Annotated in this window: 27 protein-coding genes and 1 pseudogene; 14 read left to right on the top strand and 14 right to left on the bottom strand. The window is 62.3% G+C overall.

From position 1 onward, the window contains the following. Nucleotides 1-85: 85 nt before the first annotated feature. The 4 genes from V6767_RS05785 to V6767_RS05770 all read right to left on the bottom strand — a co-directional run bounded on the left by V6767_RS05785 (nt 86) and on the right by V6767_RS05770 (nt 3,033). Nucleotides 86-271, bottom strand: a complete 186-nt coding sequence (locus V6767_RS05785; protein WP_448429853.1) for a DUF2065 domain-containing protein — start codon at nt 269-271, stop codon at nt 86-88. 9 nt (nt 272-280) lie between these two features. After that, on the bottom strand, nt 281-1,228 hold the full coding sequence (gene hflC, locus V6767_RS05780; RefSeq protein WP_448472574.1) for a protease modulator HflC: 948 nt from the start codon (nt 1,226-1,228) through the stop codon (nt 281-283). After that, nucleotides 1,228-2,373: an FtsH protease activity modulator HflK gene (gene hflK, locus V6767_RS05775; RefSeq protein ID WP_448472573.1), complete on the bottom strand. Its 1,146-nt coding sequence runs from the start codon at nt 2,371-2,373 to the stop codon at nt 1,228-1,230. Before hflK ends, hflC begins: the two co-directional genes overlap by 1 nt. A gap of 144 nt (nt 2,374-2,517) precedes the next feature. Next, nucleotides 2,518-3,033 carry a dihydrofolate reductase gene (locus tag V6767_RS05770; RefSeq protein WP_448472572.1) on the bottom strand — a complete coding sequence of 172 codons (516 nt, stop codon included), beginning with the start codon at nt 3,031-3,033 and terminating at the stop codon, nt 2,518-2,520. Between the two features lie 165 nt (nt 3,034-3,198). On the opposite strand from V6767_RS05770, the gene V6767_RS05765 reads away from it, so the two are divergent. The 9 genes from V6767_RS05765 (at nt 3,199) to V6767_RS05725 (ending at nt 11,810) form a co-directional block, all read left to right on the top strand. Then, entirely contained in the window at nt 3,199-3,480 is a 282-nt protein-coding gene (locus V6767_RS05765) for an acylphosphatase (protein WP_448472571.1), read from the top strand. 166 nt (nt 3,481-3,646) lie between these two features. Then, nucleotides 3,647-4,294 carry a Rieske 2Fe-2S domain-containing protein gene (locus V6767_RS05760; protein WP_448472570.1) on the top strand — a complete coding sequence of 216 codons (648 nt, stop codon included), beginning with the start codon at nt 3,647-3,649 and terminating at the stop codon, nt 4,292-4,294. Continuing rightward, entirely contained in the window at nt 4,291-5,124 is an 834-nt protein-coding gene (locus V6767_RS05755; RefSeq protein ID WP_448472569.1) for an aromatic ring-hydroxylating dioxygenase subunit alpha, read from the top strand. Before V6767_RS05760 ends, V6767_RS05755 begins: the two co-directional genes overlap by 4 nt. Further along, complete coding sequence (locus V6767_RS05750; protein WP_448429040.1) at nt 5,121-5,783, top strand: glutathione S-transferase family protein; 663 nt, start codon at nt 5,121-5,123, stop codon at nt 5,781-5,783. The genes V6767_RS05755 and V6767_RS05750 overlap by 4 nt, the downstream gene beginning before the upstream one ends. Beyond that, nucleotides 5,784-7,163, top strand: a complete 1,380-nt coding sequence (locus tag V6767_RS05745; RefSeq protein ID WP_448472568.1) for an amidohydrolase — start codon at nt 5,784-5,786, stop codon at nt 7,161-7,163. It abuts the gene before it with no gap. Between the two features lie 26 nt (nt 7,164-7,189). Continuing rightward, complete coding sequence (locus tag V6767_RS05740) at nt 7,190-8,287, top strand: BMP family ABC transporter substrate-binding protein (RefSeq protein ID WP_448472567.1); 1,098 nt, start codon at nt 7,190-7,192, stop codon at nt 8,285-8,287. Between the two features lie 12 nt (nt 8,288-8,299). Next, nucleotides 8,300-9,811 carry an ABC transporter ATP-binding protein gene (locus V6767_RS05735; protein WP_448472566.1) on the top strand — a complete coding sequence of 504 codons (1,512 nt, stop codon included), beginning with the start codon at nt 8,300-8,302 and terminating at the stop codon, nt 9,809-9,811. Continuing rightward, complete coding sequence (locus V6767_RS05730; protein WP_448472565.1) at nt 9,808-10,902, top strand: ABC transporter permease; 1,095 nt, start codon at nt 9,808-9,810, stop codon at nt 10,900-10,902. Before V6767_RS05735 ends, V6767_RS05730 begins: the two co-directional genes overlap by 4 nt. Beyond that, a complete protein-coding gene (locus V6767_RS05725) occupies nt 10,899-11,810 on the top strand; it encodes an ABC transporter permease (RefSeq protein WP_448472564.1) in 912 nt (303 codons plus the stop codon). The genes V6767_RS05730 and V6767_RS05725 overlap by 4 nt, the downstream gene beginning before the upstream one ends. Nucleotides 11,811-12,068: 258 nt before the next feature. On the opposite strand, the pseudogene V6767_RS05720 reads toward V6767_RS05725, so the two are convergent. The 5 genes and pseudogenes from V6767_RS05720 to V6767_RS05700 form a co-directional block, all read right to left on the bottom strand. Continuing rightward, a pseudogene (locus V6767_RS05720) lies at nt 12,069-12,368 on the bottom strand (SDR family NAD(P)-dependent oxidoreductase); the annotation flags it as partial. 67 nt (nt 12,369-12,435) lie between these two features. Further along, nucleotides 12,436-12,669, bottom strand: coding sequence for a carboxymuconolactone decarboxylase family protein (locus V6767_RS05715; RefSeq protein WP_448472563.1), 234 nt, complete (start codon nt 12,667-12,669; stop codon nt 12,436-12,438). 182 nt (nt 12,670-12,851) lie between these two features. Then, nucleotides 12,852-13,151, bottom strand: coding sequence for an antibiotic biosynthesis monooxygenase (locus V6767_RS05710; protein ID WP_448472562.1), 300 nt, complete (start codon nt 13,149-13,151; stop codon nt 12,852-12,854). 41 nt (nt 13,152-13,192) lie between these two features. Then, nucleotides 13,193-14,761, bottom strand: a complete 1,569-nt coding sequence (gene lsrK, locus V6767_RS05705; protein WP_448472561.1) for an autoinducer-2 kinase — start codon at nt 14,759-14,761, stop codon at nt 13,193-13,195. Further along, a complete protein-coding gene (locus V6767_RS05700) occupies nt 14,758-15,714 on the bottom strand; it encodes a sugar-binding transcriptional regulator (RefSeq protein WP_448472560.1) in 957 nt (318 codons plus the stop codon). The genes lsrK and V6767_RS05700 overlap by 4 nt, the downstream gene beginning before the upstream one ends. A gap of 244 nt (nt 15,715-15,958) precedes the next feature. Here V6767_RS05700 and lsrA point away from each other — a divergent pair, with 244 nt between their 5' ends. The 5 genes from lsrA (at nt 15,959) to V6767_RS05675 (ending at nt 21,845) form a co-directional block, all read left to right on the top strand. Beyond that, entirely contained in the window at nt 15,959-17,455 is a 1,497-nt protein-coding gene (lsrA, locus tag V6767_RS05695) for an autoinducer 2 ABC transporter ATP-binding protein LsrA (protein ID WP_448472559.1), read from the top strand. After that, entirely contained in the window at nt 17,448-18,482 is a 1,035-nt protein-coding gene (locus tag V6767_RS05690) for an ABC transporter permease subunit (protein ID WP_448472558.1), read from the top strand. The genes lsrA and V6767_RS05690 overlap by 8 nt, the downstream gene beginning before the upstream one ends. Continuing rightward, nucleotides 18,479-19,480, top strand: coding sequence for an ABC transporter permease subunit (locus tag V6767_RS05685; protein WP_448472557.1), 1,002 nt, complete (start codon nt 18,479-18,481; stop codon nt 19,478-19,480). Before V6767_RS05690 ends, V6767_RS05685 begins: the two co-directional genes overlap by 4 nt. 14 nt (nt 19,481-19,494) lie before the next feature. Continuing rightward, on the top strand, nt 19,495-20,526 hold the full coding sequence (gene lsrB, locus V6767_RS05680) for an autoinducer 2 ABC transporter substrate-binding protein LsrB (RefSeq protein ID WP_448472556.1): 1,032 nt from the start codon (nt 19,495-19,497) through the stop codon (nt 20,524-20,526). 68 nt (nt 20,527-20,594) lie between these two features. Continuing rightward, on the top strand, nt 20,595-21,845 hold the full coding sequence (locus V6767_RS05675; RefSeq protein ID WP_448472555.1) for a class II aldolase/adducin family protein: 1,251 nt from the start codon (nt 20,595-20,597) through the stop codon (nt 21,843-21,845). A 28-nt stretch (nt 21,846-21,873) separates the two neighbouring features. On the opposite strand, the gene doeA is transcribed toward V6767_RS05675, so the two are convergent. Genes doeA through V6767_RS05650 form a run of 5 tightly spaced genes read right to left on the bottom strand, consistent with a single transcriptional unit; the run spans nt 21,874 to nt 26,357 of the window. Next, nucleotides 21,874-23,061 carry an ectoine hydrolase DoeA gene (gene doeA, locus V6767_RS05670; protein WP_448472554.1) on the bottom strand — a complete coding sequence of 396 codons (1,188 nt, stop codon included), beginning with the start codon at nt 23,059-23,061 and terminating at the stop codon, nt 21,874-21,876. Between the two features lie 32 nt (nt 23,062-23,093). After that, nucleotides 23,094-24,092 (bottom strand): ectoine utilization protein EutC, encoded by a 999-nt coding sequence (gene eutC / locus V6767_RS05665; protein WP_448472553.1) that lies wholly within the window; start codon nt 24,090-24,092, stop codon nt 23,094-23,096. 1 nt (nt 24,093) lies between these two features. After that, nucleotides 24,094-25,092, bottom strand: coding sequence for a hydroxyectoine utilization dehydratase EutB (gene eutB, locus V6767_RS05660; protein ID WP_448472552.1), 999 nt, complete (start codon nt 25,090-25,092; stop codon nt 24,094-24,096). Continuing rightward, nucleotides 25,089-25,883 carry an aspartate racemase/maleate isomerase family protein gene (locus V6767_RS05655; RefSeq protein WP_448472551.1) on the bottom strand — a complete coding sequence of 265 codons (795 nt, stop codon included), beginning with the start codon at nt 25,881-25,883 and terminating at the stop codon, nt 25,089-25,091. The genes eutB and V6767_RS05655 overlap by 4 nt, the downstream gene beginning before the upstream one ends. A gap of 36 nt (nt 25,884-25,919) precedes the next feature. Next, nucleotides 25,920-26,357, bottom strand: coding sequence for a universal stress protein (locus V6767_RS05650; protein ID WP_448472550.1), 438 nt, complete (start codon nt 26,355-26,357; stop codon nt 25,920-25,922). Nucleotide 26,358: the final 1 nt, after the last annotated feature.

The raw sequence follows: 26,358 nt of genomic DNA, 5'->3' as shown, positions 1-26,358 counted from the left end.
CGTCATTGATGATCAGATCATAGGGCATTCCCAGCGAAGATCGAGACCGGCCCCTCCGAAAATGAAGGCCCCGCCTCTCACGGCCTCAGCCGTGCACCAGAAACACCAGCAGCACGCCCAGCGCCACGGCGACAACGCCCGTCAATCTCAATGCGCCTTCCGAAATGGTCGGCAGCAGCCTTGCCATGGAGACAAGAAACGAAGGGGCCAGTGCATAGACCAGCCCCTCGATGATCAGAAAGAATGCGAATCCGATCAGGATATCCTGCATCAGCATGGATCAGTTGCTCCCGGCGGGAACTTCCGTCGTATCCTCTTCCACGTCCGGCACGAATGGCGCGGGTGCATCGTCGCTGCCGCTGGAGCCGAAATACTGAAAGAACTCAGAATTCGGCGACAGCACCATGGTCGCATTGTCGTTGATGACGTCCTTGTAGGCGTTCATCGAACGATAGAAGGCGAAGAAGGCAGGATCGCGGCCATAGGCATCGCCCAGGATGCGGTTGCGTTCGCCATCGCCCTCACCGCGCAGGATCTCGGCTTCCTTTTCCGCCTGCGAGGTGATCTCGACGACCTGGCGATCGGCCACGGCCCGCCGGGTTTCCGCCTGTTCGCGACCGTTCGCCCGGATCGCCTCGGCTTCCGCAAGACGCTCCGACTTCATCCGCGAATAGGTATCTTCCGATACCTCGGGGGTCAGGTCGGTGCGCAGAACGCGGACGTCGACGATCTTGATGCCGAGTTTTTCGGCGTCGTTGCGCAACAGTTCCTGAACTTCCTCCATCATCGAAGCGCGTTCGAAGGAGAGCGCCGCCTGAAAACCGCGCAGGCCATAGACCCGACGCAGGGCCGAATCGAGCAGCGAGCGCAGCTGCCCCTCGGCCTCCGTCCGGTCGCCCGAGACGGCCTCGCGGAAGCGTTCCGGATCATCGATGTTGTACACCGCGAAAGCGTCGACGATGTAGAACTTGCCGTCGGCGACCTGGATGCGCAGATCGCTGAGGTCGAAGCGGAGATCCTGCTTCGAGACATACTGAACGCGATCGGCATCGATAAAGGAGAAGGGAAGCTTGAAATAGATTCCCGGCTCCGATTCCACGCGCTGGATCTCACCGAAGCGGATGACGATCGCCTGCTGGCGCGGATTGACCACGAAGAACGAGCCGTAAAGCACGACGAGAATGACGCCGATGGCGACAAGGGTAGCGAGAAGACGATTGGATGACATTACTGGCTCGCTCCCTGGGTCTGGTTCTGCGTCGAGGACGATGCGGGAAGCGTCCGCTGCGTCCGCTGGGCCGCATCACGGTCGATCTGATCGAGCGGCAGATAGGGAACGACCCCCTGCCCTTCATCATCGACGATGACGTTCTTGGACTGCGACAGCGCGCCCTGCATGGTCTCGAGATAGAGACGCTTGCGGGTAACGTCAGGCGCGGTGCGATAGGAATCATAGATCGAGATGAAGCGCTCGGCCTCACCCTCTGCTTCCTTGACGACGCGGTCCTTGTAGGCCGCCGCCGCCTCGCGGACCACGGCCGCGTTACCGCGGGCTGCACCCAGTTCCTTGTTGGCATACTGGTTGGCTTCCTGCTGGAAGCGGTCCGCATCCTGACCGGCGCGCTGCACCTCGTCAAAGGCATCGGCCACCTGCTGCGGCGGCGACGCATCCTGGAAGGACACGGCGTTGACGGTGATGCCGGCGCCGTATTCGTTCATCGTTTCCTGAATGATCGACTTCACGTTGACGGCGATCGCCTCGCGCTGCTCACGATAGACGTCGTTGGCAGGCCTGCGGCCGACAACTTCGCGCATGGCGCTTTCCGATACCTGATTGAGCGTCTCGATGGGCGATTCCACGTCAAACAGGAAGCTCTTCGGATCGGTCACATTGTAGATCACCGAGAAGCTGAGATCGACGATGTTCTGGTCGCCGGTCAGCATGATGCCCTCGGGGTCGCCGCGGCCGCCGCCAAGGCTCATGCGGCGTTCGGTGATGTCGACCTTTTCGACGGTCTCGAACGGCCAGAACATGAAGTGCAGACCCGGCTGGGCGACGTCCGTCTTGGGCTTGCCGAAGCGCAGCTCCACGCCGCGCTGGTCGGGCTGGATGGTGTAGACCGACTGCATGACCCAGAACACCGCCAACACCAGAACGATGATCGCGATCAGGCCGGCGCTGAAACCGCCGGGGAACATGCCCTTGAACTGATCCTGGCCCTTACGGAAGAAATCCTCGATATCGGGCGGGCCGCCGTTTCCGTTGCCGCCATTGCCGCCGCCGGAGGGACGCTTCGGCCCCTGGCCCCAGGGCCCCTGATTATCGCCGCCGCCTCCCCAGGGACCGCCGCCATTCTGATTGCTCCAGGGCATCCACACCTCTTACCTGTTTGTTTCCTCTGGACCGCCATGCGCGGCCCCGTTGACGCGCAAGGCGTTTGCCCCGTTATAAGGATGCGGACGACCGCTTTCAACGCGATCCGTGATAACGAAAAGGTTTTCTCGGTAAATTCCTGTTCAACGACGGCGTTCATAGACCCTGTAGCAGGTCGGATAGTCATCCTTCTCGCCGGCGGGAAGCCTTTCCTCTTCGACGACCTCCCAAGTCGCGGGATCGATTTTGGGAAACACCGTATCGCCCGCAAGCGTGGTCTCGACACGGGTGATGCGCAGCCGGTCGGCCAGTGCTATCGCCTGCCGGTAAATCTCGCCGCCGCCCTGAATGCAGATCTCGTCCACGCCCTTTTCCACGGCATCCTTTCTGGCGAGCTCCAGCGCCTCCTCCAGCGAGGTCGCCATCAGGCATCCCTCGATCACGAGACCGGGATCGCGCGACACGACGATATTGGTGCGGCCGGGAAGCGGCTTGCCGATCGATTCGAAAGTCTTGCGGCCCATGATCTGCGGCTTGCCCTTTGTGATCGCGCGAAAGCGCTTGAAATCGGAGCCCAGATGCCAGGGCATGTCGCCGGCCCGGCCGATCACCCCGTTTTCGGCCACGGCCGCGACCAGCACGATATCGATTTTTTCCATGATTGGGCTCCTCAAAAGCGGGTCGCCGCTTCATGCCATACCCTTTTCGCAAGGTCCAACGCCAGACCGGATTGTCCACCAGAGGGCTGGACGGATATTGCGCGACTGCATAATCTGGCAGAAAGCCTCCGGCAGGCCCGCGACGACCCTTTCAGAGAACCGCCTTTGCCCCAGATCGACCAGACACAGAAATTCATCATGCGCGGCCGTTTCGGCGCCGACAGCTTCATCCCGTGGATGGACCGCCACGCCCGCAAGCTCGGACTGGAGAAGCGAATCATCGCCGCCTCGCCCGAACGCATCGAAATGGCGGTCAAAGGCCCGCCGGCTCTCATCGATGCCATGGAGATGGCCTGCTCGCTGGGGCCGATCGATATCTGGGTCGAAGACATCGAATGCCTGCCGCTCAATTCCATGCCGAAATCCGATGAGCCGCTCAGCCATTGACGGCGCGGCATATGGCCCCGACGCCCGCACCATGAATTACCTTTGCATCAAAATTGTTCATTCTTGCCAATGCATATTTGCTGTGCAAATTTAGACGCCGTCGACGTGTCCGCCTGTTGAAAGGGCGCGCCGGCCGATGAAAAATCAAGATTTGGAAAGCCCCGAAATGCACCCCCAGACAACGGGCAGATGGACGCCGGCGGCGCTCTCGGCCGACCTGGCCGCGGGCACGGCGATGCCGGCCAATCTCGCGGATAGGGCCATCGCCCTGTGGCGCAGCGCCTCCGGCCGCCTGACCGCCTACGACGATCGCTGTCCCCACAGGGGCATGCGCCTTTCCCACGGTTTCGTGCGCGGCGAGGCGCTGTCGTGCATCTATCATGGCTGGCGCTATGGCCAGGACGGCCAGTGTCTGCGCATCCCGGCCCATCCGGACCTCACCCCGCCAAAGACCATCCGCGTGGAAACCTACCCGGTGGTCGAACAGGACGGCATTATCTGGATCGCGAATGGCGAGGACGCCGGCGCGCCGCCCGCTCTGGACTGGCTGACGCCGCTTCGCTCGCTGAATGTCAGCGCCGGCATTGCCGCCATCGAACTGGCCGCCGAAGCAAAAGCCGATGCCGACGGCGTGCTGAAATCGTCCGATGACGCCTTCTGTCTTCTGCTCGCACCGCAGGGCGAAGCCGCAACGACAATGCATGTGCTGGTTCCCGCCGATGCGACGCCAGCGCAGCGGCTCGCCGCCTCGCGGCAGGCGGAAACGCTGCGTCGCAAGGCGGAAGTCGCCAGCACCCAGGGAGCCGGATCATGAATGCCATGAAAGACGAATGGTATCCGGTCGCGCTGTTCAGCCAGCTCGATCGCCGCGACACCATGCTGATGGGCGAAGACATCACTGTCGCGCGCTTTGGCGACGACGAGGCGAAGGTGACCGCCGCGGATGGCCGCGCCCTTCCCGTGCGGCTGCGCTACGGCCACGTCTGGACCTCGCTCGGCACGCCGGACCACGAACTGTTCGATATCCCGGAAGCCGACGATCCCGAACGCCGCCTTGTCGATGTCGGGATCGTCAGGGTTCAATGCTCGCCGCTCAGGGCCGTGGAGAATTTTCTCGACATCGCTCATTTCCCCTTCGTCCATACCGATATTCTGGGTGCCGAACCGCACACGGAAGTCTTCAACTATAAGGTTGAAATCCGCGAGGAAGAGGACGAGGTCTGGGCGACCCAGGTGAAGTTCTACCAGCCGCAGGCGGCCAAATCGGCAAGCGGGGGCATCGATACCGACTATATGTACCGCGTCCCCGCCCCCACCTGTTCAGTGCTCTACAAATCCTGCCCGCCGCGCCCCGGCGAGTGGGATGTGATCGCGCTGTTCGTGCAGCCGCTGACGGAGGAAACCTGCGAAGTATGGCCGTGGATGGCGCTGTTCGACGACACGTCCTCGATGACCGACCTGATCCAGTTCCAGCAGATGATCTTCCTGCAGGACCGTTCGATCCTCGAAAATCAGATCCCCGCGCGGCTGCCGCTTGACCCCGGCAAGGAAATCCCGACGCGGGCCGACATGACATCCATCGCCTACAGACGCTGGCTGAAGCGCCACAACTATACCTATGGCGCGCAATTGGTGGCCCAATGAAACTCTACGACTACATCCTTTCTCCAAGCTGTTACAAGGTCCGCCTGATGGCCGCCCTTGCCGGCGTCACGCTCGAAACCCGCGCGGTCGACTTTCACCCCGGCAGGGAACATCGCGGCCCGGAAATGCTGCAGCTCAACCCGGCCGGAACGCTCCCGATCCTGACGGATGGCGATCTCGTGCTGACCGAATCCTCGGCCATGCTCGCCTACATCGCGGCCGGTTCGGCGCCCTCCTGGCTGGGCCGGACCGACGACCCCGTGGAGATCGCCCTCGTGCAGCAATGGCTTGCCTTCTCGCCCAGGCTGACGGCGAGCCTTGGCGGCGCACGGCTGCATCAGATGCTCAACATGCCGGGCGATATCGATGCCTTGTCGGCCGCGGGCGTTGCGGCGCTCAGGGAGCTGGAAATGGGGCTTTTCGAGCAGCGCGAGCGCGGCATGCGCTATCTTGCCGCCGACCGGCCGACGATTGCCGATATCGCCTGCTTCCCCTATGTGGCTCTTGCACCCGATGGCAATATCCTGCTCGATTCCTACCCGACGATCCGCCTGTGGCTGCGGGCCATGCGCTCGCTCGACGGCTTCATCGAAATGCCGGGAATCCACCGGCTGCATGAACTGAAGCCGGAACCGGAACACGCGGCGGAGGAAAGCTGAGTGGCCAGTTATCTGCTCAGGAACTGCGCGGCCGTTGTGGTCGATGACGGCAACGGCCCCACCGTGCTGCGCAATGTCGATCTCCTCACCGAAGGCCCGGCGATCAAAGCCATCGGCACGGGTCTTGCGGACGGGGAGATGTCGGAAGGCGCGACGGAGATCGATGCCGATGGATGGTTCGTCTATCCCGGCCTCGTCAACACGCACCACCACTTCTTCCAGTGCTTCGTGCGCAACCGGGCCGATCTGGACTGGACCAAGCTCTCGGTAATCGAATGGCTGGACCGGATCTATCCGGTGTTCGCGCGCCTTGACGAGGACTGCTTCTATCATTCCTCGGTTACGGCCATGGCCGAGCTGATCAAGCATGGCTGCACCACCGCCTTCGACCATCAGTACAATTTCCCCCGCCATGCCGGCAAACGGCTGATCGACCGCCAGTTCGAGGCCGCCGATCTGTTCGGCATGCGTTTCCACGCCGGGCGCGGCGGCAACAGCCTGCCGAAATCCGAGGGTTCGACCATACCCGACGAGATGCTGGAGACCACCGACGAATTCATCGGCGACTGCGCGCGGCTGATCGACGCCTATCATGACGGCGAGCCGTTCAGCATGCGTCAGGTCGTCGTCTCGCCCTGCCAACCGGTCAACAGCTACCGCGAAACCTTCGTGGAATCGGTCCGTCTGGCCCGCGATCGCGGCGTGTTCCTTCACACCCATGTCGGCGAGGGCGAAAGCCCGGTAATGGAGGCCCGCCACGGCAAGCGCACCGTCGACTATCTGGAGGAGATGGGCTTTGCCGGCCCCGATACCTTCTACGCCCATTGCTGGGAACTGACCCATGACGAGCTCCGCCGGATGGCGGCAAACGGCACCGGCGTCTCTCATTGCCCGGAACCGGTCTATCTGGTCGGCGCAGAGGTGACCGACATTCCGGCGATGTCCGCCTTCGGTCTGCGCGTCGGCCTCGGCTGCGATGGCGCGGCCTCCAACGACAATTCCAACCTGATGCACTGCCTGCATTCCGGCTATATGCTGCAGTGCCTTGTTTCATCCACCCGCAAGCACCCCGTGCCCCCGCCCGCCGATTTCCTGGCTTACGCCACCACTGGCGGCGCAAGCCTGCTCGGGCGCAACGATATCGGCCGGCTCGCACCCGGCATGGCCGCCGACCTGTTCGCGATCGACACCCGGCGCATGGATTATGTCGGCACGCGTCACGATCCGCTGAGCCTGATCCCGCGCGTCGGCATCGGCAGCACGACCGACATGACCATGATCAACGGACGGATCGTCTGGCAGGACGGCGAATTTGCCGGGCTCGACGAACAGAAACTCTTCGCGGACGCCGAACAGGCGCTCGCCGGCATTGCAATGTGAAAACCAACCTCCAGGGAACCGAGAACATGACCAAGATTACCCGCAGAACCTTGATCCAGGCCGCAGCCGCCACCGGCCTTGCCGGCGCGATGGGCGCAAGGCACGCCTTTGCCGCCGACGAGCCGCTCGGCATCACCCTCGTCGTGCCGTCGCCGATCGGCGATGTCGGCTGGGGCCACGCGCTGGCCGCCGGCCTCGAGCCGGTCAAGGAAGCCTATGGCGACAAGGTCAAGGTCACCGTGCTTGAAAATATCATGGAAGGTCCGGACGCCGACCGGATCATGAACAAGGCCGTCGCCGATGGGAATAATTTCCTGATCGCCGGCTCGTTTGGCTACCAGAACGGCGCATTCCAGATCGCCCGGCGCAATCCGAAGATCAGCGTTCTGCATGCATCGGGCTACATGGTCGCGCCGAATTTCTCGCCCTTTGCCGCCAAATATTTCCAGGGCACCTATCTGCTCGGCATGGCCGCCGCCGCGGTTTCCAAATCCGGCAAGCTCGGCTCGGTCTCGGCCTTCGCCATTCCCGAACTGATCACCTCGATCAACGCCTTCACGCTCGGCGCGCAGGCTGTGAATCCCGATATCGAGGTCTCGGTGGTCTGGGTCAATTCCTGGTTCGATCCGGCCCAGGAACAGGATGCCGCCAAGGCGCTGATCGCGCAGGGCTGCGACGTGATTTTCTCCAACGCGCAGGATACGCCCTCGGTCATTTCGGCCTGCGAAGAAGCCGGCGTCTATGCCTTCAACCTCAACTCCTCGATGAAGAAATACGCGCCGGAGAAATATCTCGGCTGCGTGGCCACCGACTGGTCGCCCTATTTCAAGGCGCAGGTCGAGGCGCATATGAATGGAACATTCAAGGGCGCCAATGCCTTCCTCGGCATGGCTGACAATGTGGTGGAAGTCGTCGACCTCAACAGCGACATCCCTGCCGACATCATGGAGAAGATCAAGTCGACCGAAGCCGAGATCGCCGACGGCAGCTTCTCGCCCTTCACCGGCCCGATCGCCAAGGCTGACGGCAGCGAGGGCGTTGCCGACGGCGAGACCATGACCGACGAGCAGATCGTCGCCATGGACTGGCACGTCAAGGGCGTCACCACGCCGCTGCCGCAATAAGGCCTGCAGGGAATGGAGACACCGCTCCTTTCGCTCAAGGGCATTTCGAAGAGTTACGGACAGGTCCAGGCCAATCGGGACATCGACCTGTCCGTTGCCCCGAAATCGATCCACGCGATCCTCGGCGAAAACGGCGCTGGCAAATCCACGCTGATGAAGCTGATCTATGGCGTGGAGCAGCCCGACGCCGGCAGCATGGCGTGGAACGGCGAGCCGATCGCGCTCGCCTCTCCCGCCGCCGCCCGCCGGCAGGGCATCGGAATGGTGTTCCAGCATTTCTCCCTGTTCGAGACGCTCACCGTCGTCGAGAACATCCAGCTCGTCATGCCCGGAACCAAGGGCGCGCTTGCCGAGCGCATGCGCGCCCTTGGGCGCGATTTCGGGTTGGAGGTCGATCCCTTCGCCCATGTCCACGCGCTTTCAGTGGGCGAGCGCCAGCGGGTGGAGATCATCCGCTGCCTGATGACCGATCCGAAGCTTCTGATCCTCGACGAGCCAACATCGGTGCTGCCGCCACAGGCGGTCACCCTTCTGTTTGAGACCTTGCAGCGCCTGCGCGATGGCGGCGTATCGATCCTGCTGATCTCGCACAAACTGGAGGAAATCCAGGCGATCTGTGACCGGGCGACAATCCTGCGCGCCGGCCGCGTGACCGGCCATCTCGACCCGCGCGAACATGACGAGCACACGCTTGCAAAGATGATGATCGGCCGCGATATCCCCGAGCCGGTGCCCGCCGAGCCGGTGGCACAGGGCGACAAGCAGCTCGAGATCATCGGCCTCGACTACAAGCCCGAGGACCCGTTCGGCGTATCCCTCGAAGGCATTACGCTCACCGTTCGTGGCGGCGAAATTCTCGGCATTGCCGGCATTTCCGGCAATGGTCAGAGCGAGCTGACCGCGCTGATTTCCGGCGAGACCCGCCTTCCCACCGCTGACCGCATCTTCATGATGGGCAAGGATGTCGGGCCCATGGGTGCGGCCGCCCGCCGCAAGCTCGGCTTCGCCTTCGTTCCGGAAGAACGGCTTGGCCGGGGCGCGGTGCCGGAAATGTCGCTGGCGATGAACGCCATTCTGACGGCCCATGGCCGCAATGTGGTCCGCAACGGCGTGATCGACAGGAAAGCGGCGGAGGCCTTCGCCCTTGAGTGCATCAGCGAATATGACGTGCGCACGCCGGGACCGCAGGCGGAGGCAGGCGCGCTTTCCGGCGGCAACCTGCAGAAATTCATCGTCGGGCGCGAGATCATGCTGGCGCCGAAACTGCTGTTCGTCGCCCAGCCGACCTGGGGCGTGGATATCGGAGCCGCGACCGCGATCCGGCAGCGGCTGATCGCGCTGCGCAATGCCGGCATGGCGATCCTGGTGATTTCCGAGGAGATCGAGGAACTGTTCGAGCTTTCGGACCATATCCAGGTGCTGCATCACGGCAGGCTGAGCCCGCCGCTCGTCACCCGCGACACCAGACCCGAGGAGATCGGCCGCTACATGATCGGCTCCGAAACAGGAAAACGCGCCTCATGACCGCCCTGTCATTCCTCCCCAACCTGGTAAAGCGCGAACAGGCCTCGCTGAAGGCGACCCTGCTCGCGCCGCCGCTGGCGCTGCTGGCGGCCGTGATCCTCAATGTCGGGCTTTACGTGCTGATGGGTCGCAGCCCAACGGCGGTCGTCTACGCCATGCTGCTCGAACCGTTCATCTCCTGGACCTCGTTTTCGGAAGTTCTGTTGAAGACCGGACCGCTGCTCCTGATCGCGCAGGGGCTTGCGATCGGCTTCAGGGCCAAGGTGTTCAATATCGGCGCGGAGGGACAATTCATTCTCGGCGCGATCTTCGCCTCTGCAATCCCGGTCTGGTTCCCGATGGCGACCGGGTTCTGGATCTGGCCGCTGATGCTTCTGCTCGGCGCGGTCGGCGGCGCGCTCTGGGCGTCAATCACGGCGTTCTGGCGCACAAGGCTCAACGCCAGTGAAATCCTGGTCTCGCTGATGCTGAGTCTCGTCGCCCTGCAACTGCTCTACTACCTGCTGCTCGGCCCCTGGAAGGACCCGAACGGCTTCAATTTCCCGCAATCGGTGATGTTCCAGTATGACGCGATGGTGCCGACGCTGATCCCCGGCACCAGGGTCAATGTTTCGCTTCTGATCGCGCTTGCCTTCTCGGCCGCCGCCTTCGTGTTCATGCAGAAGAGCTTCATGGGCTACAGACTACAGGTTGGCGGTCTTGCGCCGAAGGCCGCGGGCTATGCCGGCTTCAGCGACAGAAACGCGATCTGGCTATCGCTGCTGATCGGCGGTTTTGCGGCTGGGCTTGCGGGCGCTGCGGAAGTCGCCGGCCCCGTCGGCCAGCTTCAGCGCTCGATTGCGACCGGCTACGGCTATGCGGCGATCATCGTCGCCTATCTCGGCGGCCTGCATCCGATCGGCATCATCTTCTCCTCGCTGTTCATGGCCGCGCTCTATATCGGCGGCGACAACGCGATGGTCTCCGCCAACCTGCCGGTCGCGGCCGTGCGGGTTTTCCAGGGCAGCCTGCTGCTGGCCTATCTCGTCGCCATTGCCTTCACGCGCTATCGGCTGGAGTGGCCGACAACCCATCGTCGGAGCACGGCATGAACGCAGTCGAATTCATCATCGCCGGCATGCTGGCCGCCGCAACGCCGTTCCTGCTGGCCGCCCTCGGCGAACTCGTGGTCGAGCGCTCCGGCGTCATCAATCTCGGCCTTGAAGGTCTGATGGCGCTGGGCGCGGCAATCGCCTTCATCGTCGTCTATCAAAGCGGAAGCCATATTCTCGGTTTTATCGCAGCGGGCATCGTCAGCGCGCTGCTTGCGCTGATCTTTGCCTTCGTCGTGCTGGGTTTCCGGGCCAATCAGGTCGCGGCCGGCCTTGCGATCGGCATTCTCGGACAGGGGCTCTCGGCTTTGTTCGGCAAGACCTATGAGAGCCTGACGATCAAGGGCCTGCCGAAACTCGCGATCCCCGGCCTTTCCGATATCCCCATCATCGGCGGGCTGTTCAGCCAGGACATCATCGTATGGCTGTCGCTGGCGGCAACATTCGGCGTCTGGTTCATGCTGAACCGCACCAAGACGGGCCTTATCGTGCGGGCGGTGGGCGAAAACCCCAAGGCGGCGCATGCGATCGGCTTTCCGGTTATCGCCGTGCGTCTCGCAGCCATCGTCTTCGGCGGCGCGATGGCGGGCTTTGCCGGCGCCTATGCCGCCACGGTCTACACGCCGCTCTGGGCCGATGGCATGATCGCCGGACGCGGCTGGATCGCCATCGCCCTTGTCGTCTTCGGCACGTGGCTGACGGGCCGGGTCTTTCTCGGCGCCTGCATGTTCGGACTGGTTTCGCTCCTGAGCCTCGCCGCCCAGGCCTCCGGCGTCGGCCTGCCCTCGCAACTGCTTTCCGCCCTGCCCTATATCGTCACCATCATCGTGCTCGGCATCATCTCTGCCGACCGCCGCCTGCTGAAGCTCAACGGCATAGCCTCGCTCGGCGAGCCGTATGAACGGTGAAGCATGGGCGCTGGAAGCAAGCCGCAAATTCTTCACGTCTTTTGACGCCGCGTGGAAGCCTTGCCCTGGCGAGGACGCCGCAATGGGAATGGTTTGGCAGGAACGCACGCATGACCCTTGGACACTGGTCCCGTGGCGCGCGCGGAAATGAACGGGCATAGTCCGGTTTGAATCCTCGTTCGTCCATTTCTTTGCTTATGGCAGTGTTCGATCTATGGCTTTAAACCAGAGCCGTCTGCGTCGGGCCAATTACCCTTCTCAAGAAAACACGATGCCGCCATCGACATTCAAGGTCTGACCGGTCACGAAGCCCGCATCGTCGGATGCGAAGAAGGCGACGGGACCAACGACATCCTCGGGAGCGCCGATCCCTGCCATCGCGGTCTTCTTCTGCCAAGCCTCGCGCACCGCCGGGTCGTCAAGGTTCACGCGTCCCATATCCGTCAGGATGATCCCGGGACAAACGCAGTTGACGGTGATGCCGAGCGGCCCTACCTCCTGCGTCAGCACGCGGGAAAAGCCCATGACGGCTGCCTTGGAAGCGGAATAATGCGCCTGTTTCCGTGCCGCCATCTGCTGTCAAGAAATTGGTCATCGTCTCCTCCCATATTGCGGCTTGAACCGGTTAAATAACGCGGAAGGCCTCCAGCACCTCGACGAGCGCTGCCTCTTCGGCGCCGTGGCGTTTTGCGGCCTCCACATGGTAGAGAATGCATTCCTCGCAGCGTGTAACAACGGCTATCGATACGGCAGACAGTTCCCGGTCCGCCGCGGAGAAATGGCCCGCTTTCGTGGCTGCGCCGGAGACGGCAGCGAAGCCGCGCATCAGCTCCGGCGCGGATTTCGCGAATCCTCCCATACAGGACTTTGCGGTTTTCAGCTTAACGGCCGGTCTGCTGTCTGAGATGTCCTGACAATGCCATCATCGAATGCCCGCCAGGATATCGTGGCATCCGCACTGATGCTGATCCCGGTGTCGATGCCGGCAGCGGCAAGAGCACCCTTGGCAGCGAGCTCGCCATTCGGGGGCCCGCCCTGCAACTACAAGAACTCGGCCATTTCGGCGTTATAGAAGACCTTCGTGCGGGGGCGCGCCAGGATCGGATCGATCAGACGGACGCATTCCTGATAGTGCTCGGTCTTGCGATGGGCGTCGACAGCCTCTTCCGATTTGAAGACCTCGTAGATGAGGAAGCTGTTTTCATCCTCCGGGTCCCGCAGCACATCGAAACGAACATTGCCAGGCTCGTTGCGCGTGCCCTCGTAATTGATACGGAAGGCTTCGACGAATTCTGCCGCGTGGCCTGGTTTCACTTCGATGCTGACCAATTGAACAATCATATCTGTATTCCCGGTTTTAAATGAAACTGTTGTGAGAGATCCTAGAGACCCGGCGCCTTCCACATCGAGGTGGTGACGCCCTCGTCGACGAGCTGAAGCTGCAGGGCGTAAGCGCGCGCCCAGCGTTCGCCGGCTTCATCGTAGATTTGCTTGTGCGCGGTATCGGGCTCGAAACGCTGGTCCCAGCGGATCCAGGCGCTGGCGGCTTCGGGCAGATCCCGGTAGAGCCCGGCGCCAACGGCAGCGGCGGCGGCGCAGCCGAAAGCGGTCGCCTCCTTCACCACAGGCGTGACCACCGGTATGCCGGTCGCGCTTGACAGGATCTGGGCCCAGTGCGCCGATTTGGCGGCGCCGGCTGCAAAGACGATCTTGTCCGGCGTGATACCGGAGAGCTTGAAAATGCGCGAGAGATTCCGCGCCGCCACGATCACCGCATTTTCCTGGAGGGCGCGGAAGATCGCAGCCTTGCCGGAGCGCTCCGGATCGATCGACAGGTTCAGCAGCGAAGGTGCGGCGTGATACCATCTGCCGTAATGCATGACGTCGGAGAAAATCGGTATGATGCCGTACGCGCCCGGCGGTACGGCTTTGGACTTTTCCTCAAGAAGCGCATAGGCATCGCCCTCGCCTCCCGCCTTCAAGACCTCTTCCGCACCGAAACTGTCGCGGAACCAGCGCATGACGGCGCCAACGAAGAAGCTGATCGCTTCCGCCTGATTGAGGCCCTCCACGACATGAGGGTTGATGCGAAGATCCATCGACGCATCAGTCACCTTCGGCGACACGTTGACGATCTGCTGCCAGAATGTGCCGCCGAGCACGGCGCAGTCGCCCTCCTTGACGAGCCCGGTGCCCGCCGTTCCGATCTGGCAATCGCCGCCGCCCATGACGACGGGAATGCCCGCCGCAAGGCCGGTCTCCTCGGCCGCCTGATCGGTGACGCGCCCGATCACAGTGCCGGTTTCGACGCAATCGGGAAAGATGTCGTCTCTGAGACCGGCGCGACTCATCGCGCTTGGCTGAAAGCGGCGCGCCTTGAGGTCGAACAGACCGGTCGTGCCGGCATTGGAGGGGTCGCTGACAATCACGCCGGAAAGGCGTGCCAGCACCCAGTCGGAGAGCATGGCGATACGATGCGTGCGCTCGTAGATCTCGGGAAGGTTGCGCTTCAGCCAGAGCAGGCGCGGCAAGGCGCCAAGCGCGAAGGTCTGGCCGGATTCTGAATAAAGCTGTGCCTCGAGTTCCGGGTGCGAACGCTTCAGCGCGCCAACCTCGCGACCCGCGCGGCTGTCGACATTGGCGCAGGCCCAGATCTCGCGGCCCTCCCTGTCGAACAGCACGAAGGCCTCCCGCATGCTGGTGGCGCTGACGGCGGCAATATCGCTGCCGCGAAGACCAGCCTTTTCAAGCGCCGCACGGATTGCGCGCGAAAGCAGCGCCCAGTTTCCCTCAACGTCGAAATCCATCGAGCCTTCAAACCGGGGATCCGGCTTGTGCCACCATTCCTGCTGCGCGCTCGCGATCTGTTCGCCGGACGCATCGAATATGACGGCGCGTCCACTGCCGGTGCCCGCATCGATAGCGAGCAGATAGGTCTCCTTGCCGCTCATGCTGCTCTCTCCTGGATTTTCATGAGGCCCTCGGCCGTGGTCTCGTCGGTGATCAGAATGCCGGCGAAACGGCCCTTGAGTGCCGCGTGGATGGCCTGCACCTTGTGAAGGCCGCTGGCTGCCGCAACCACTTTTTCCGCGCGTGAAAGACCGGCAAGCTTCACGCCGATGACACGATCGTGGAACGGCAGGTCAAGGACCTCGCCCTGCTCGTTGAAGAACTGGCAGAGAATATCGCCAACCGCGCCCTTGCGACGCAACGGCTCGATCTCGTCCGGCGTGACGTAGCCGGACCGTACCACGGTCGAGGATGGCGAGATTTCGCCGATTCCGACCAACTGGTAGGAGGCATTCAGGGCCATGTCGAGAAGATTGGCAACCGCAGGCTCATGGCTGAGCGTGCTGGCAACCGCCGGATCCCGCACCACCAACGGCGCCGGCACAAGATGCACGCTACTACCCCAGTTTGCCGTGCGCATGCCGTCGACATAGGTGCCGACCCCACCGGTGAGGCTGACAAGGCCGATACTACGCTCATTGGCGACATGGCCGAGGCGCTGCATCGTGTTGGAAACCGTTTCACCCCAGCCGACCGCGAGGAGATCACCGGGCTCAAGTCTCTGCATCAGGAACTGGGCGGCGGCCTGGCCGAGACGGTCGCTCGGATTGTCCTCGGGAAGTTTCGGGACGACATAGGCTTCCTGCAGGCCGTAACGCTCCTTCACCTCGCGCTCAAGAGACAGGCAACCCTGATACCGTGAGTTGATGCGCACCTGGATGATTCCCGACCGGCGGCCGCTCTCCAGGAGCCGCGACACCTTGATGCGCGACATGCCGAGCTTTTCGCCGATGTCGCTCTGGGTCAGGCCATCATTGTAATAGTACCAGGCGATACGGGTGAGCAGCTCCTCGTCCGTATCCGCATAACTCCAGTCGCCAGCGTCAGCGCTCATTGGCTTTCCTCATCCCAATTTATGAACACTTGAATACCGTAGGAACATTTGATCCGTCAACGGATAAGCGCGACTAATTTTTTCATCGACATCAATGCGCTGATTTATATGACTTCTGATCGAATTAATCGTTATTCCCTTAAGGGATTTGAACAATGTCAGTTCTGATCATGTTGACGCCACTCAATCTATGTGATCGTATGTTGTCAAGGTGGAGCATTTGAACAGGTGAGGAGTATTCGCGATGCCGACAGCCGGGAGGGCTGCGCAGCTGACCGATATCTGGAAGTCCTACGGGCCCGTGCCGGTGCTTAAAGGCGTCACGCTGACGCTTGGCATTGGCGAGGTGCATGCGCTTCTGGGCGGGAACGGCGCCGGAAAATCCAGTCTGATGAAGGTGATGTCCGGGGTCATCGCTGCAAATTCGGGATCTGTCGAGATCAACGGACAGGAGCTCGCGACCCCCTCGCCCGCAGCCGCCCAGAAACTCGGGCTCTATTTCGTCCCGCAGGAGGCGCATATCTTCCCGAACCAGACGGTTCTGGAGAACATCTGCCTCGGATTGAAGCGTTCCGCCAGAAGCATGCGCGTCCGCGTCGAGCAGTTGCTCGAGGAGCTGTCGGTCTCTCTTGATCTCGATGCCGAAGCCGCCGGGCTGGAGATTGCCGAAAGACAGATCGTCGAGATTCTCCGGGGCATGATTCGGGATGCGCGGGTTCTCATCCTCGACGAGCCCACGTCTGCGCTGACGCCGTTTGAAACCCGCGCGCTTTTTGATCGCGTCCGCAACCTGCAGGCTCAGGGCGTCGGCATCTTCTTCATTTCGCACAAGCTGCGCGAGATTCGCGAAATCTGCGGAACGATCAGTGTCCTGCGCGACGGCGCCATCGTCCTTTCCGGCCCGCTTGCCGATTTCACCGATGAGGAAATCGTTGATGCGATGAGCCGTGTTGAGAATGCCGAAAGTGAAGTCACCGTCCCCCGGACGACGGGAACCATCTCCCATGTCGGCCGCGCCAGGCTCTGTGTCAGAAATCTGAGCGGAGAAGGTTTTGCCGATATCGACATGGACGTCCATGCCGGTGAAATCTTGGGTCTTGCCGGCGTCGTCGGCGCTGGCCGGACGGAGTTTGCCGAGACAGTGTTCGGCCTGCGCCCTCAGTCGGCCGGCTCTGTCACCCTTGAGGGCGAAGACTTCCCAAGCCGTTCACCGAGACGGTCGATCGACCGGGGGCTGGTCTATCTGCCCGAAGACCGCCAGCAACACGGCCTCTTTCTCGAAGCGCCGCTCTTCTGGAACGCGTCTTCCTATCTGATCCATCGCCTGCCGTTCTTTCTGAGCGCGGGAAGGGAAAGATTGAGCTTCGATCGTTTCCGTTCCGATATGGGGATCGTCTGCACGGGCCCCGGCCAGGAGGCAAAGGGCCTGTCAGGTGGTAATCAGCAGAAGGTTCTGATGGCGAAGTGCCTGTCGGCGAAACCCAAGGTGCTCATCATGGATGAGCCGACGCGCGGCGTCGATGTTGCCGCCAGAAACGACATCTACGCCCTGATCCGCGAACTTGCCGCGACCGGCGTCGCGATCGTGCTGATTTCCTCGGACTTCGATGAGATCGAAACTCTGGCGCACCGCGTGCAGGTGATGGCGTTCGGCAGGCATGCCGGTGAAATCGACAGCGATATCGCGGTCGATGCCATCGCAAGGATGGCATTCGGTGCGGGAGAAAACGCCCATGCTTGAGGCTTTTTCCCGGAACCGGGTCCTGACCCTTCTTGTTGTGCTGGTCCTCGCATCACTTGCAGCCGGCGCCTTTGCCCCCGGCTATCTATCTCTTGCGACCGCTTCTGTGGTGCTGTCGAACAGCCTCGTGCTCGCCCTGATTTCGCTCGGCACGATGGTGGTGATCATCACCCGCAACATCGATGTCTCAAGCGGGTCGGTGCTCGGTCTCAGTGCGGCCGTCCTCGGCCTGACGCTGAATGCGGGCGCGAGCCTCCCCCTGGCAATCGCGCTTTGCATTGCGACCGGCATCGCGGCTGGCGCCGTCAACGGCGTGCTTGTCGCCTATCTCGGCATCCCCTCGATCGTGGCCACCCTCGGAACGCTCGGCTTTTACCGCGGCCTCATGCTGGCCATGACCGGCGGACGCTGGATCGAGGACTTGCCGCAGGGCCTGAAGGCGCTTGCCGCCAATGCTGCATTCGGTATTTCGGTGCTGACACTCATTGTCTTTGCCATGCTCGTCGCGATCTGGCTTCTCCTGCGCGCCACCAATTTCGGACGATCCTTCTATGCGGTTGGCGACAACCGCGCGGCCGCCCATCATCTGGGCATTCCCGTCAGGCTGGTTCAGTTTACAGCCTTCGTCATAACCGGCATCTGCGCAGCGCTTGCGGGACTGACCTTCGCAGCGCAGATCGGGTTCATTCCCAACCAGGCGGGCAACGGCGTCGAGCTCAAGGCCATCGCCGTCAATGTCCTCGGCGGCGTCAGCCTGCTCGGAGGAACCGGCTCCGTCGGCGGCGTCATTGCCGCGGTTCTGTTCCTTACATCGATCGACAGCGCGCTGGTCTTCCTGAAGATCCCCGCCTACTGGAACGACTTCATCGCCGGCGCGATCCTGCTGTCCGTCATCCTGCTCGACGGCCGCATCCGCCTGATCGTCAGCCGCCGCATCCGCGCCAAGCGCTATGCCGTTCATGACCGAAGCGAACGACCGGCAGAGTTTCCCCCGACCACATCCGCCAACGCCGGAGCCGACCAATGAAAAAGATCATCTTCCGCTGGGAAACGGCGCTACTTTTGATGCTGATCGTGGAATTGGCGGTTTTCGGCCTGATCAATCCACGCTTTCTCAACCTCTCGAACCTGATCTACGGGATTTCCGATTTCGTGCAGATCGGCATTGTCGCCCTGCCCCTGACACTGGTCATCATCGCAGGCGGGATCGACGTTTCATTCGCTTCCGTCATCGGCTTTGCCGCAATCTCCTTCGGCATCTCCAACTATTTCGGCATGCCGCTGCCGCTCTCGATCGCCGTTGCGCTGATCGTTGGAAGCCTTTGCGGACTTCTCAACGCCTGGGTCATCCATTTCTCGAAGATCCAGCCGCTGGTGGTGACACTTGGCAGCCTTTACCTGTTCCAGGGCACCGCGACCGTTGTTTCCGGTCTGGCGGGGGCCGGCGGTTATGAGGGGATCGGCAATTTTCCAGAGGTCTTTACCGGTTTCGGATATGCCGAGTTTCTCGGTATTCCCGCTCCCACTCTGCTGTTTGTCGCGATTGCGGCGGTGCTGATCGTGTTGCTGCACATGACGAGGTTCGGGCGCGCCGTGTTCCTGACGGGCCAGTCGGAGAGCGCGGCCCGGTTCTCGGGCATTCCCGTCGCCCGGGTGCAGACCATCACCTATGTGATCACCGGCCTTTGCGCGGCCATTGCCGGCCTTGCTCTGTCAGCCTATTTCGGCTCGGCCCGCGTCGACCTCGGCTCGTCCACCCTGCTGCCGGCGGTCACCGCCGCCGTACTCGGGGGCGCATCCATCTACGGCGGACAGGGGTCCATCATCGGCACCCTGATCGCCACCTTCGTCATCGGCTACCTGCAACAGGGCCTACAGGCGGTCGGTGTTCCCAGTCAGATTTCCAGCGCACTTTCGGGAGGGTTGCTGGTTGTAGCGGTCGCATTGCGTCACGGCACGACAATGCTTGCCGATTTCATCGCTGTCGCACGCCAGCAGAATGCAAAGCGGGCGACGGTTTCTTAAGGAGGAGAATGAAAATGAAGAATTCTGGTTTCAAGACGGGCGTTTTTGGCGCGGCATTGCTGGCCGGCTCGATGCTCATGGCGGGCGGGGCATATGCATCCGAGCAGATCGCCTTCATTCCGAAACTGGTCGGCGTCGGCTTTTTCACGAGCGGCGGCGCTGGCGCGGTCGCGGCCGGCGAGGAACTCGGCGACGACGTGACCTATGACGGGCCAACCGAGCCGAGCGTTTCCGGCCAGGTCCAGTTCATCAACAACTACGTGAACCAGGGCTACAAGGCGATTATCGTATCCTCTGTTTCTCCCGATGGCCTTTGCCCGGCATTGAAGCGCGCCATGGCCCGCGATGTGCTGGTGATGACCTGGGACAGCGACGTCAACCCGGAATGCCGCAGCTACTACATCAACCAGGGCACGCCAGAGCAGCTCGGCGGTCTTCTGGTGGACATGGCAGCCGAAGGCGTCACCAAGGACAATGCAAAGGTCGCCTTCTTCTATTCGAGCCCGACGGTGACCGATCAGAATGCATGGGCGAACGCCGCCAAAGAAAAGATCGCCAAGGAGCATCCGGGCTGGGAAATCGTGACCACGCAATATGGCTACAACGACGCCCAGAAATCGCTGCAGACGGCGGAAAGCATTCTGCAGACCTATCCGGACCTCGACGCCATCATCGCGCCCGATGCCAACGCGCTTCCCGCAGCAGCCCAGGCCGCTGAAAACCTGAAGCGCGCGGATGACGTGACCATCGTCGGGTTTTCGACCCCCAACGTCATGCGCCCCTATATCGAGCGCGGCACGATTGACCGCTTCGGTCTCTGGGACGTCACGCAGCAGGGCAAGATCTCGGTCTATGTCGCCGATCACGTTCTGAAGAACGGCCCGATGAAGGTGGGCGACACGCTCGACATTCCGGGCATCGGCACCGTCGAAGTCTCCCCCAACAGCGTTCAGGGCTATGATTACGAAGCCGATGGCAACGGCATCATCCTGCTGCCGGAGCGGACCGTCTTCACCAAGGACAACATCAACGATTTTGACTTCTGATCGAAGCAGAACAGACGAGACGGGCGATCACGGTCGCCCGTCCTTTTCTTGATAACGGGAAATATGACATGCAAAGCCGCTGGAACGACATCGATGCAAAGGCCTTCGAGGACGCCGCAATCGCGGCAGGACAGGACCCGCAACTGGGTCTCAGGGTCTATACCTCGCGCATCATCGGGGCCGATCCCGATCTCGTTCTCCATGGCGGCGGCAACACCTCGGTCAAGGTGACCGGCGCTGACGGCGAAGAAATCATCCACATCAAGGGCAGCGGCTGGGATCTCGACACGATCGAGGCGCCCGGATTGCCTGCCGTCAGAATGGCGCCGCTTCTCGCTGCGCGTAACGGCGACAAACTGAGCGATCCGGACATGGTCGCGCTTCTGAGGGCCAACCTGCTTGATCCCGCCTCGCCCAACCCTTCGGTCGAAGCGCTGCTTCACGCCTTCCTGCCCTTCCGTTTCGTCGATCACAGCCATGCAACCGCGATCCTTGCGCTGGCCGACCAGAAGGACATGGCTGAGACGGTGAAGCGCATCTATGGCGACCGACTCGCCTTCGTGCCGTATGTGATGCCCGGCTTCGACCTCTCGATCGAGGCGGACAAGGTCTACCGGGCAAATCCCGATTGCGAAGGACTCTGGCTCGAAAACCACGGGCTTTTCACCTTCGCGGACACGGCGAAGCATTCCTACGATCTGATGATCGAATTCGTGACGATGGCGGAGCAGGAGCTGGCTGATAAGGGCGCCGCCCTCGCCGGGCCTCAGACAAGCGATCGGCAACCCGATGAAGCCTTGCTGCGGAGGCTGGAAAATGTCCTTCGCGGCGAAGGCTCGCCATTTGCGAAGGCACTGCATATGGACTACCGCTCGACGCCTGCAATCCGCGACTATGTTTCGCGCGCGGACGTCGATGCCGTATCCGCGCGCGGCACTGTGACGCCGGATCACGTGATCCGCATCAAGCCATGGCCCATGATCATCGGAAAAGACGATACCGAAAAGCAGATCGTTGAGGCTCTTGCGGCATATCGCGAACGTTACGAAGCCTATTTCAGACGCAACGCCGCGCGGGCCGATGAACCGAAGACCATCCTCGATACCTATCCAAGGGTCGTGGTCATCAGGAGCGAAGGCATGGTTGCCCTGGGGGCCACCGAAAACGCCGCAAGGATCGGAGGTGATCTCTGCGAACAGGCAACCCGCGCCATCAATGCCGCCGAATCCTATGGCCGCTTCACGCCGATTTCGGAAGCGGACCTCTTCGACATGGAATACTGGACCCTCGAACAGGCAAAGCTGAAGGTCGCGCGCTGATCGTCCCCCGCAGACGGTCGCCGTCTCATCAGCCCTTCACGAACAATTTGCGCGGCACGTTGGCGAGGCACTCCGGCCCGCCTTCCCTGATGACGATGCTTTCGGTGATCTCGAAGCCCCAGTCTTCCATCCACAGGCCGGTCATGAAGTGGAAGGTCATGTTTTCCTCAAGCACCGACTTGTCGCCGGGACGGAGCGACATGGTGCGTTCGCCCCAGTCCGGCGGATAGGAGAGGCCGATCGGGTAGCCGGTGCGATTATCCTTGGTGATCCCGTATTTCTTCAAGACGCCGAAGAAGGCATTGGCGACATCCTCGCAGAGATTTCCAGCACGCGCCATTTCGAGCCCGGCTTCCATGCCCTCGAGCACGGCTTTTTCCGCGTTGAGGAAAGTCTCTGTCGGCTTGCCGAGGAAGACCGTGCGCGACAGCGGGCAGTGATAGCGGCGATACACGCCGGCGATCTCGAAAAAGGTGCCTTCGCCCAGCCGCAGCGGCTCGTCGCTCCAGGTCAGGTGCGGCGCGGATGCATCGATGCCCGATGGCAGGAGCGGCACGATCGCCGGATAGTCGCCGCCGAACCCGAGATCGTCGTCGAACCTGAGGGAGGCGTCGTAGATATCGGCCACCAGATCGCATTTGCGAATGCCGGGCTCGACTTTCTCGAAGATCCGCTGGTGCATGCGCTCGACGATACGGGCGGCACGCTGCATGTAGAGAAGCTCCTGATCCGATTTCACCGCGCGCTGCCAGTTCACCAGGCTGTTGGCGTTGACGAAGGTGGCATTGGGAAGGTGCTGCCGCAGCGAGGCATGGGCCTGCGCGGTGTACCAGTAATTGTCCATCTCCACGCCAATGCGCTTCCTGTCCCAGCCGCGCTCCTCAAGCCGGGCGGCGAGAAAATCCATCGGATGGCGAACATCCGACTGCACATAGTGATCCGGATAGCCGATCATGTCGTCTTCCGCCATGAAACAGGTGCGCCTGGCGCCATTGCGGTCCTGATCGCGGCCGAACCAGACGGGGTCGCCGTCGGGACCGACGATGACGCATTGATGCACATAGAATGACCAGCCGTCATAGCCCGTCAGCCAGGCCATGTTGGACGGGTCCGAGACGATCAGAACCTCCACCTCGCGTTCTTCCATGGCCTTGCGCGTCTTCTCGATGCGCTGGGCAAACTCGCTGCGTGAAAAGGCCAGTTGCGGTGCTGACATGTCTTTTGCTTTCTATGCCGTATGGCTGCCGATCACGCCTCGGAGTCGAACGTGACGCCGAGACCCAGTTGATCCGCCTTCTTGAGGGCGAGCGTTGCGATCGCGGTGTCCTGAACCCCGGTTCCGGTCAGGTCGGCAATGGTGAGGTCGGACGGCGCAAGACGCGCCCTCGCGGCGCCCGTGATGATGTCTCCGAGTTCGGCGAACTTCTTTTCGGCGGGGATGACGCCTGCCGCGATCGCCGAACGCAGTTCGCCGAGTTCCGCGGTCTGCGACTGGCGGTCGGGGACATAGGCATCGGCCCTCAACAGACATGCCGGCTCGATCTCGTTCTTGGAATGCTGGTCGGAACCCATGGCGGTGACGTGCTGGCCGGGCTTCAGCCAATCCGCCTTCAGGACGGGCTCGGTCGCCGGCGTCGTGGTGATCACGATATCGGCCGCGCTGACGGCCGCTTCCGGATCGGCCACCGCGACAGCCGCAATGCCGTCCTCGGTTCTGATCCGCTCGGCCAGCGCCTCGGCTTTGGCCATATCGCGCGCCCAGATCGGCGCCTTTTTCACCGGACGGACGAGCATCAGCGCCTGCAATTGAAGCCGCGCCTGCATGCCAGCGCCGAAAACGCAGACCGTCGCGGAATCTTCGCGCGAGCAGTGTCTGGCCGCCACCGCGCCGGCGGCCGCGGTGCGTACGTCGGTCAGATAGCCGTTGTCGAGGAGCAGCGCTTCGAGAACCCCGGTCCTGGCCGAGAAAACCATCATCAGCCCGGACGTGCTCGGCAGACCGATCTTCGGATTGTCGAAGAAGCCGGGCGAGACTTTTATGGCAAAACTGTCGAGACCAGGCACATAAGCCGTCTTCACGTCGACTTCGCCATTCGCTTCCCTGATCGCAAGGCTCAGAATCGGCGGCATGACCACCTTTCCGCCGGCAAGGGCCGCAAAGGCGTTCTCGACGCAATCGACCGCTTCGCCATCGAGCGGCACGGCTTTCACCAGATCGGACTGGGTGAGAATCTTGATCTTCGGCATTTCAGGCAAGCTCTTTCATGAGGTCGACATCCTCGCCGCCGATCACCCGGAAATGCTGCTTCATGTCGACATTGCCTCCGGACAGGATGAGCGCGACCGGTCCTTTCGGCTTGAACGTTTTGGCGATGACTGCGGCAATCCCCACCGCACCGGCCCCTTCGACGATCTGCCGCTCCTGCCAATAGGCGTGGCGCATGCCGGCGGCGATCTGGGCTTCGTCGAGCAGAAAGGTTTCATCCACGAGGTCGTGGGTCATGGCGAAGGTATAGCGGTTCGATAGTCCGATCCCGCCGCCGAGGGAATCGGCCAGCGTCGGCAGTTCCTCGACCGCGATCGGCGCGCCCGCCTTCAGGCTTGCGATCATCGCGGCGCCGCGCTCCATGGTGATGCCGACAATGCGAATATCCTTGTTCCGCGCCTTGCAGGCGGCGGCCACCCCGGCAATCAGCCCGCCGCCGGAAAGCGGCACGACGACGGTCTCGACATCGGGGATCTGCTCGACGATTTCGAGGCCGAGCGTTCCCTGTCCGGCGATCACCGCGGGATGATCGAAGGGCGGGATCATCGTCATGCCCTCGGCGACCAACTTCTCGACTTCGGCCTGGGCTTCGTCCTGAGACCTGCCGACAATGCGGACCTCCGCGCCAAGCGCCCGGATACCGTCGACCTTCACCTGTGGCACCAGGCGCGACATGCAGATCACGCAACCCACGCCGGAAGCCTTGGCGGCATACGCCAGAGCCCGGCCGTGATTGCCGGTGGACACGCCGACAACGCCCGCCCTCCGCTCCTCGTCCGACAGAAGGGAAACCGCGTTGGCCGCTCCGCGCAGCTTGAAACTGCCGGTATGCTGCAGATGTTCGAGCTTGAGATGCACCGGCACGCCGGCAAACACCGAAAGCGTCTCGGAGACATTGACCGGCGTTAGACGGATGGTCGCGGCAATGCGTTCGCGCGCCGCCTCGATTTCTCCGATACCGATGAAATCCGATTGGGTCATGCAGCAAATCCTGCGTTCAGGCCGTCGAGCTGAAGCGTGAACAGTCTTCCGTATTCGGTGGGGCGCCAGTCATTGAACCCGCCGCGGCGCAGCATCTCCCAGGCGCTTGCCTGGTTGGATGTCACCACCGGTTTTCCGGTGCGCTCCTCGATCTCGGAAATCGCGCCGACCGCGGGCATGGCTGTGCATGAGAGGAATATCGCCTCATTATCGGGGCCATCGGCCGCCATTGCCGCCTTCACGATCGTCTGCTTCGAGAGCCTCGCCATGTCGCGATCATCAGCCAGTCCCAAGCAGTGATGGGTCGTCACATCGAAGCCTTGCGAAGCGAAATATCCGGCAACGGCCTCGCTCGCTTCCGGCAGATAGGGCGTGACGATGGCAATACGGTTCACGCCAAGCGCTTTGAAAGCGAGCGTCGAGGCGCCGGTGGGCAGCACCACCGGGATGCCGGGCCGCACGGCATGGATGGACCGCTCGACCGTCTCGACCCCGATCGTGGCCGAAGCCGACGTGCAGGAATAGCAGATGCCGACAATCGGAACGCCCGGCGTGATAAGCGCCGCGGCATCGGTGAGAAGCGGCGCCATCTTGCGCAGGTTTTCCGGCGTCGTCGGATTGGCGTAATGCACGCGCGTCGTATGCACGATCGCCTCGGGCGGAAAGATCCTCACGAAGTCCGGCTCCGTCGTCATGTCGGTCGCAAGAGCGATGAGACCGAATCGCACAGTTGCGCCCGGGCTCTCGTAGCCGACCTCTTGCGGCGACATCGAAACTTGTGGCTCTGCCATCATGCTCTCCGGGAAACGCACAGACGCGCCGCGGCGTCAGACGACCAGTACTGGACACGACGCCAGGCTCGTCACCTTATGGGAAACGCTGCCCAGCAGAAAACCCTCTATATCGCCCATGCCCCGGCTGCCGACAACGATCAGGTCGGCGGCGTGATCGGCGGAGAACTTCACGATGGTGCGCGCGGGCTGGCCGCTCTTGATGAAGGCGCGAAACTTGGTGGCGCCGGCTTCCCTGGCCAGCACCTTGGCCTCGTCCGCCACTTCCCTGGCATAGCCACGCATGGCGTCATCGATATTCTCCGGGGTCTGCGGACGCACCATCGACATCGAGCCCTCGAGCAATGAGTGGTGCCGGTATACGGTCAGCATGAGAAGCTCGCCCTCATACTGCGCCTGCATCTGGGCGCCGTAGCGGATGGCCTTCTTCGAGCCTTCCGACCCGTCGACGGCAACGACAATCGTTTTGAACATT

It is taken from the genome of Martelella sp. FLE1502, from assembly GCF_053484255.1.
This window is presented reverse-complemented; position numbering and strand designations above follow the sequence as displayed.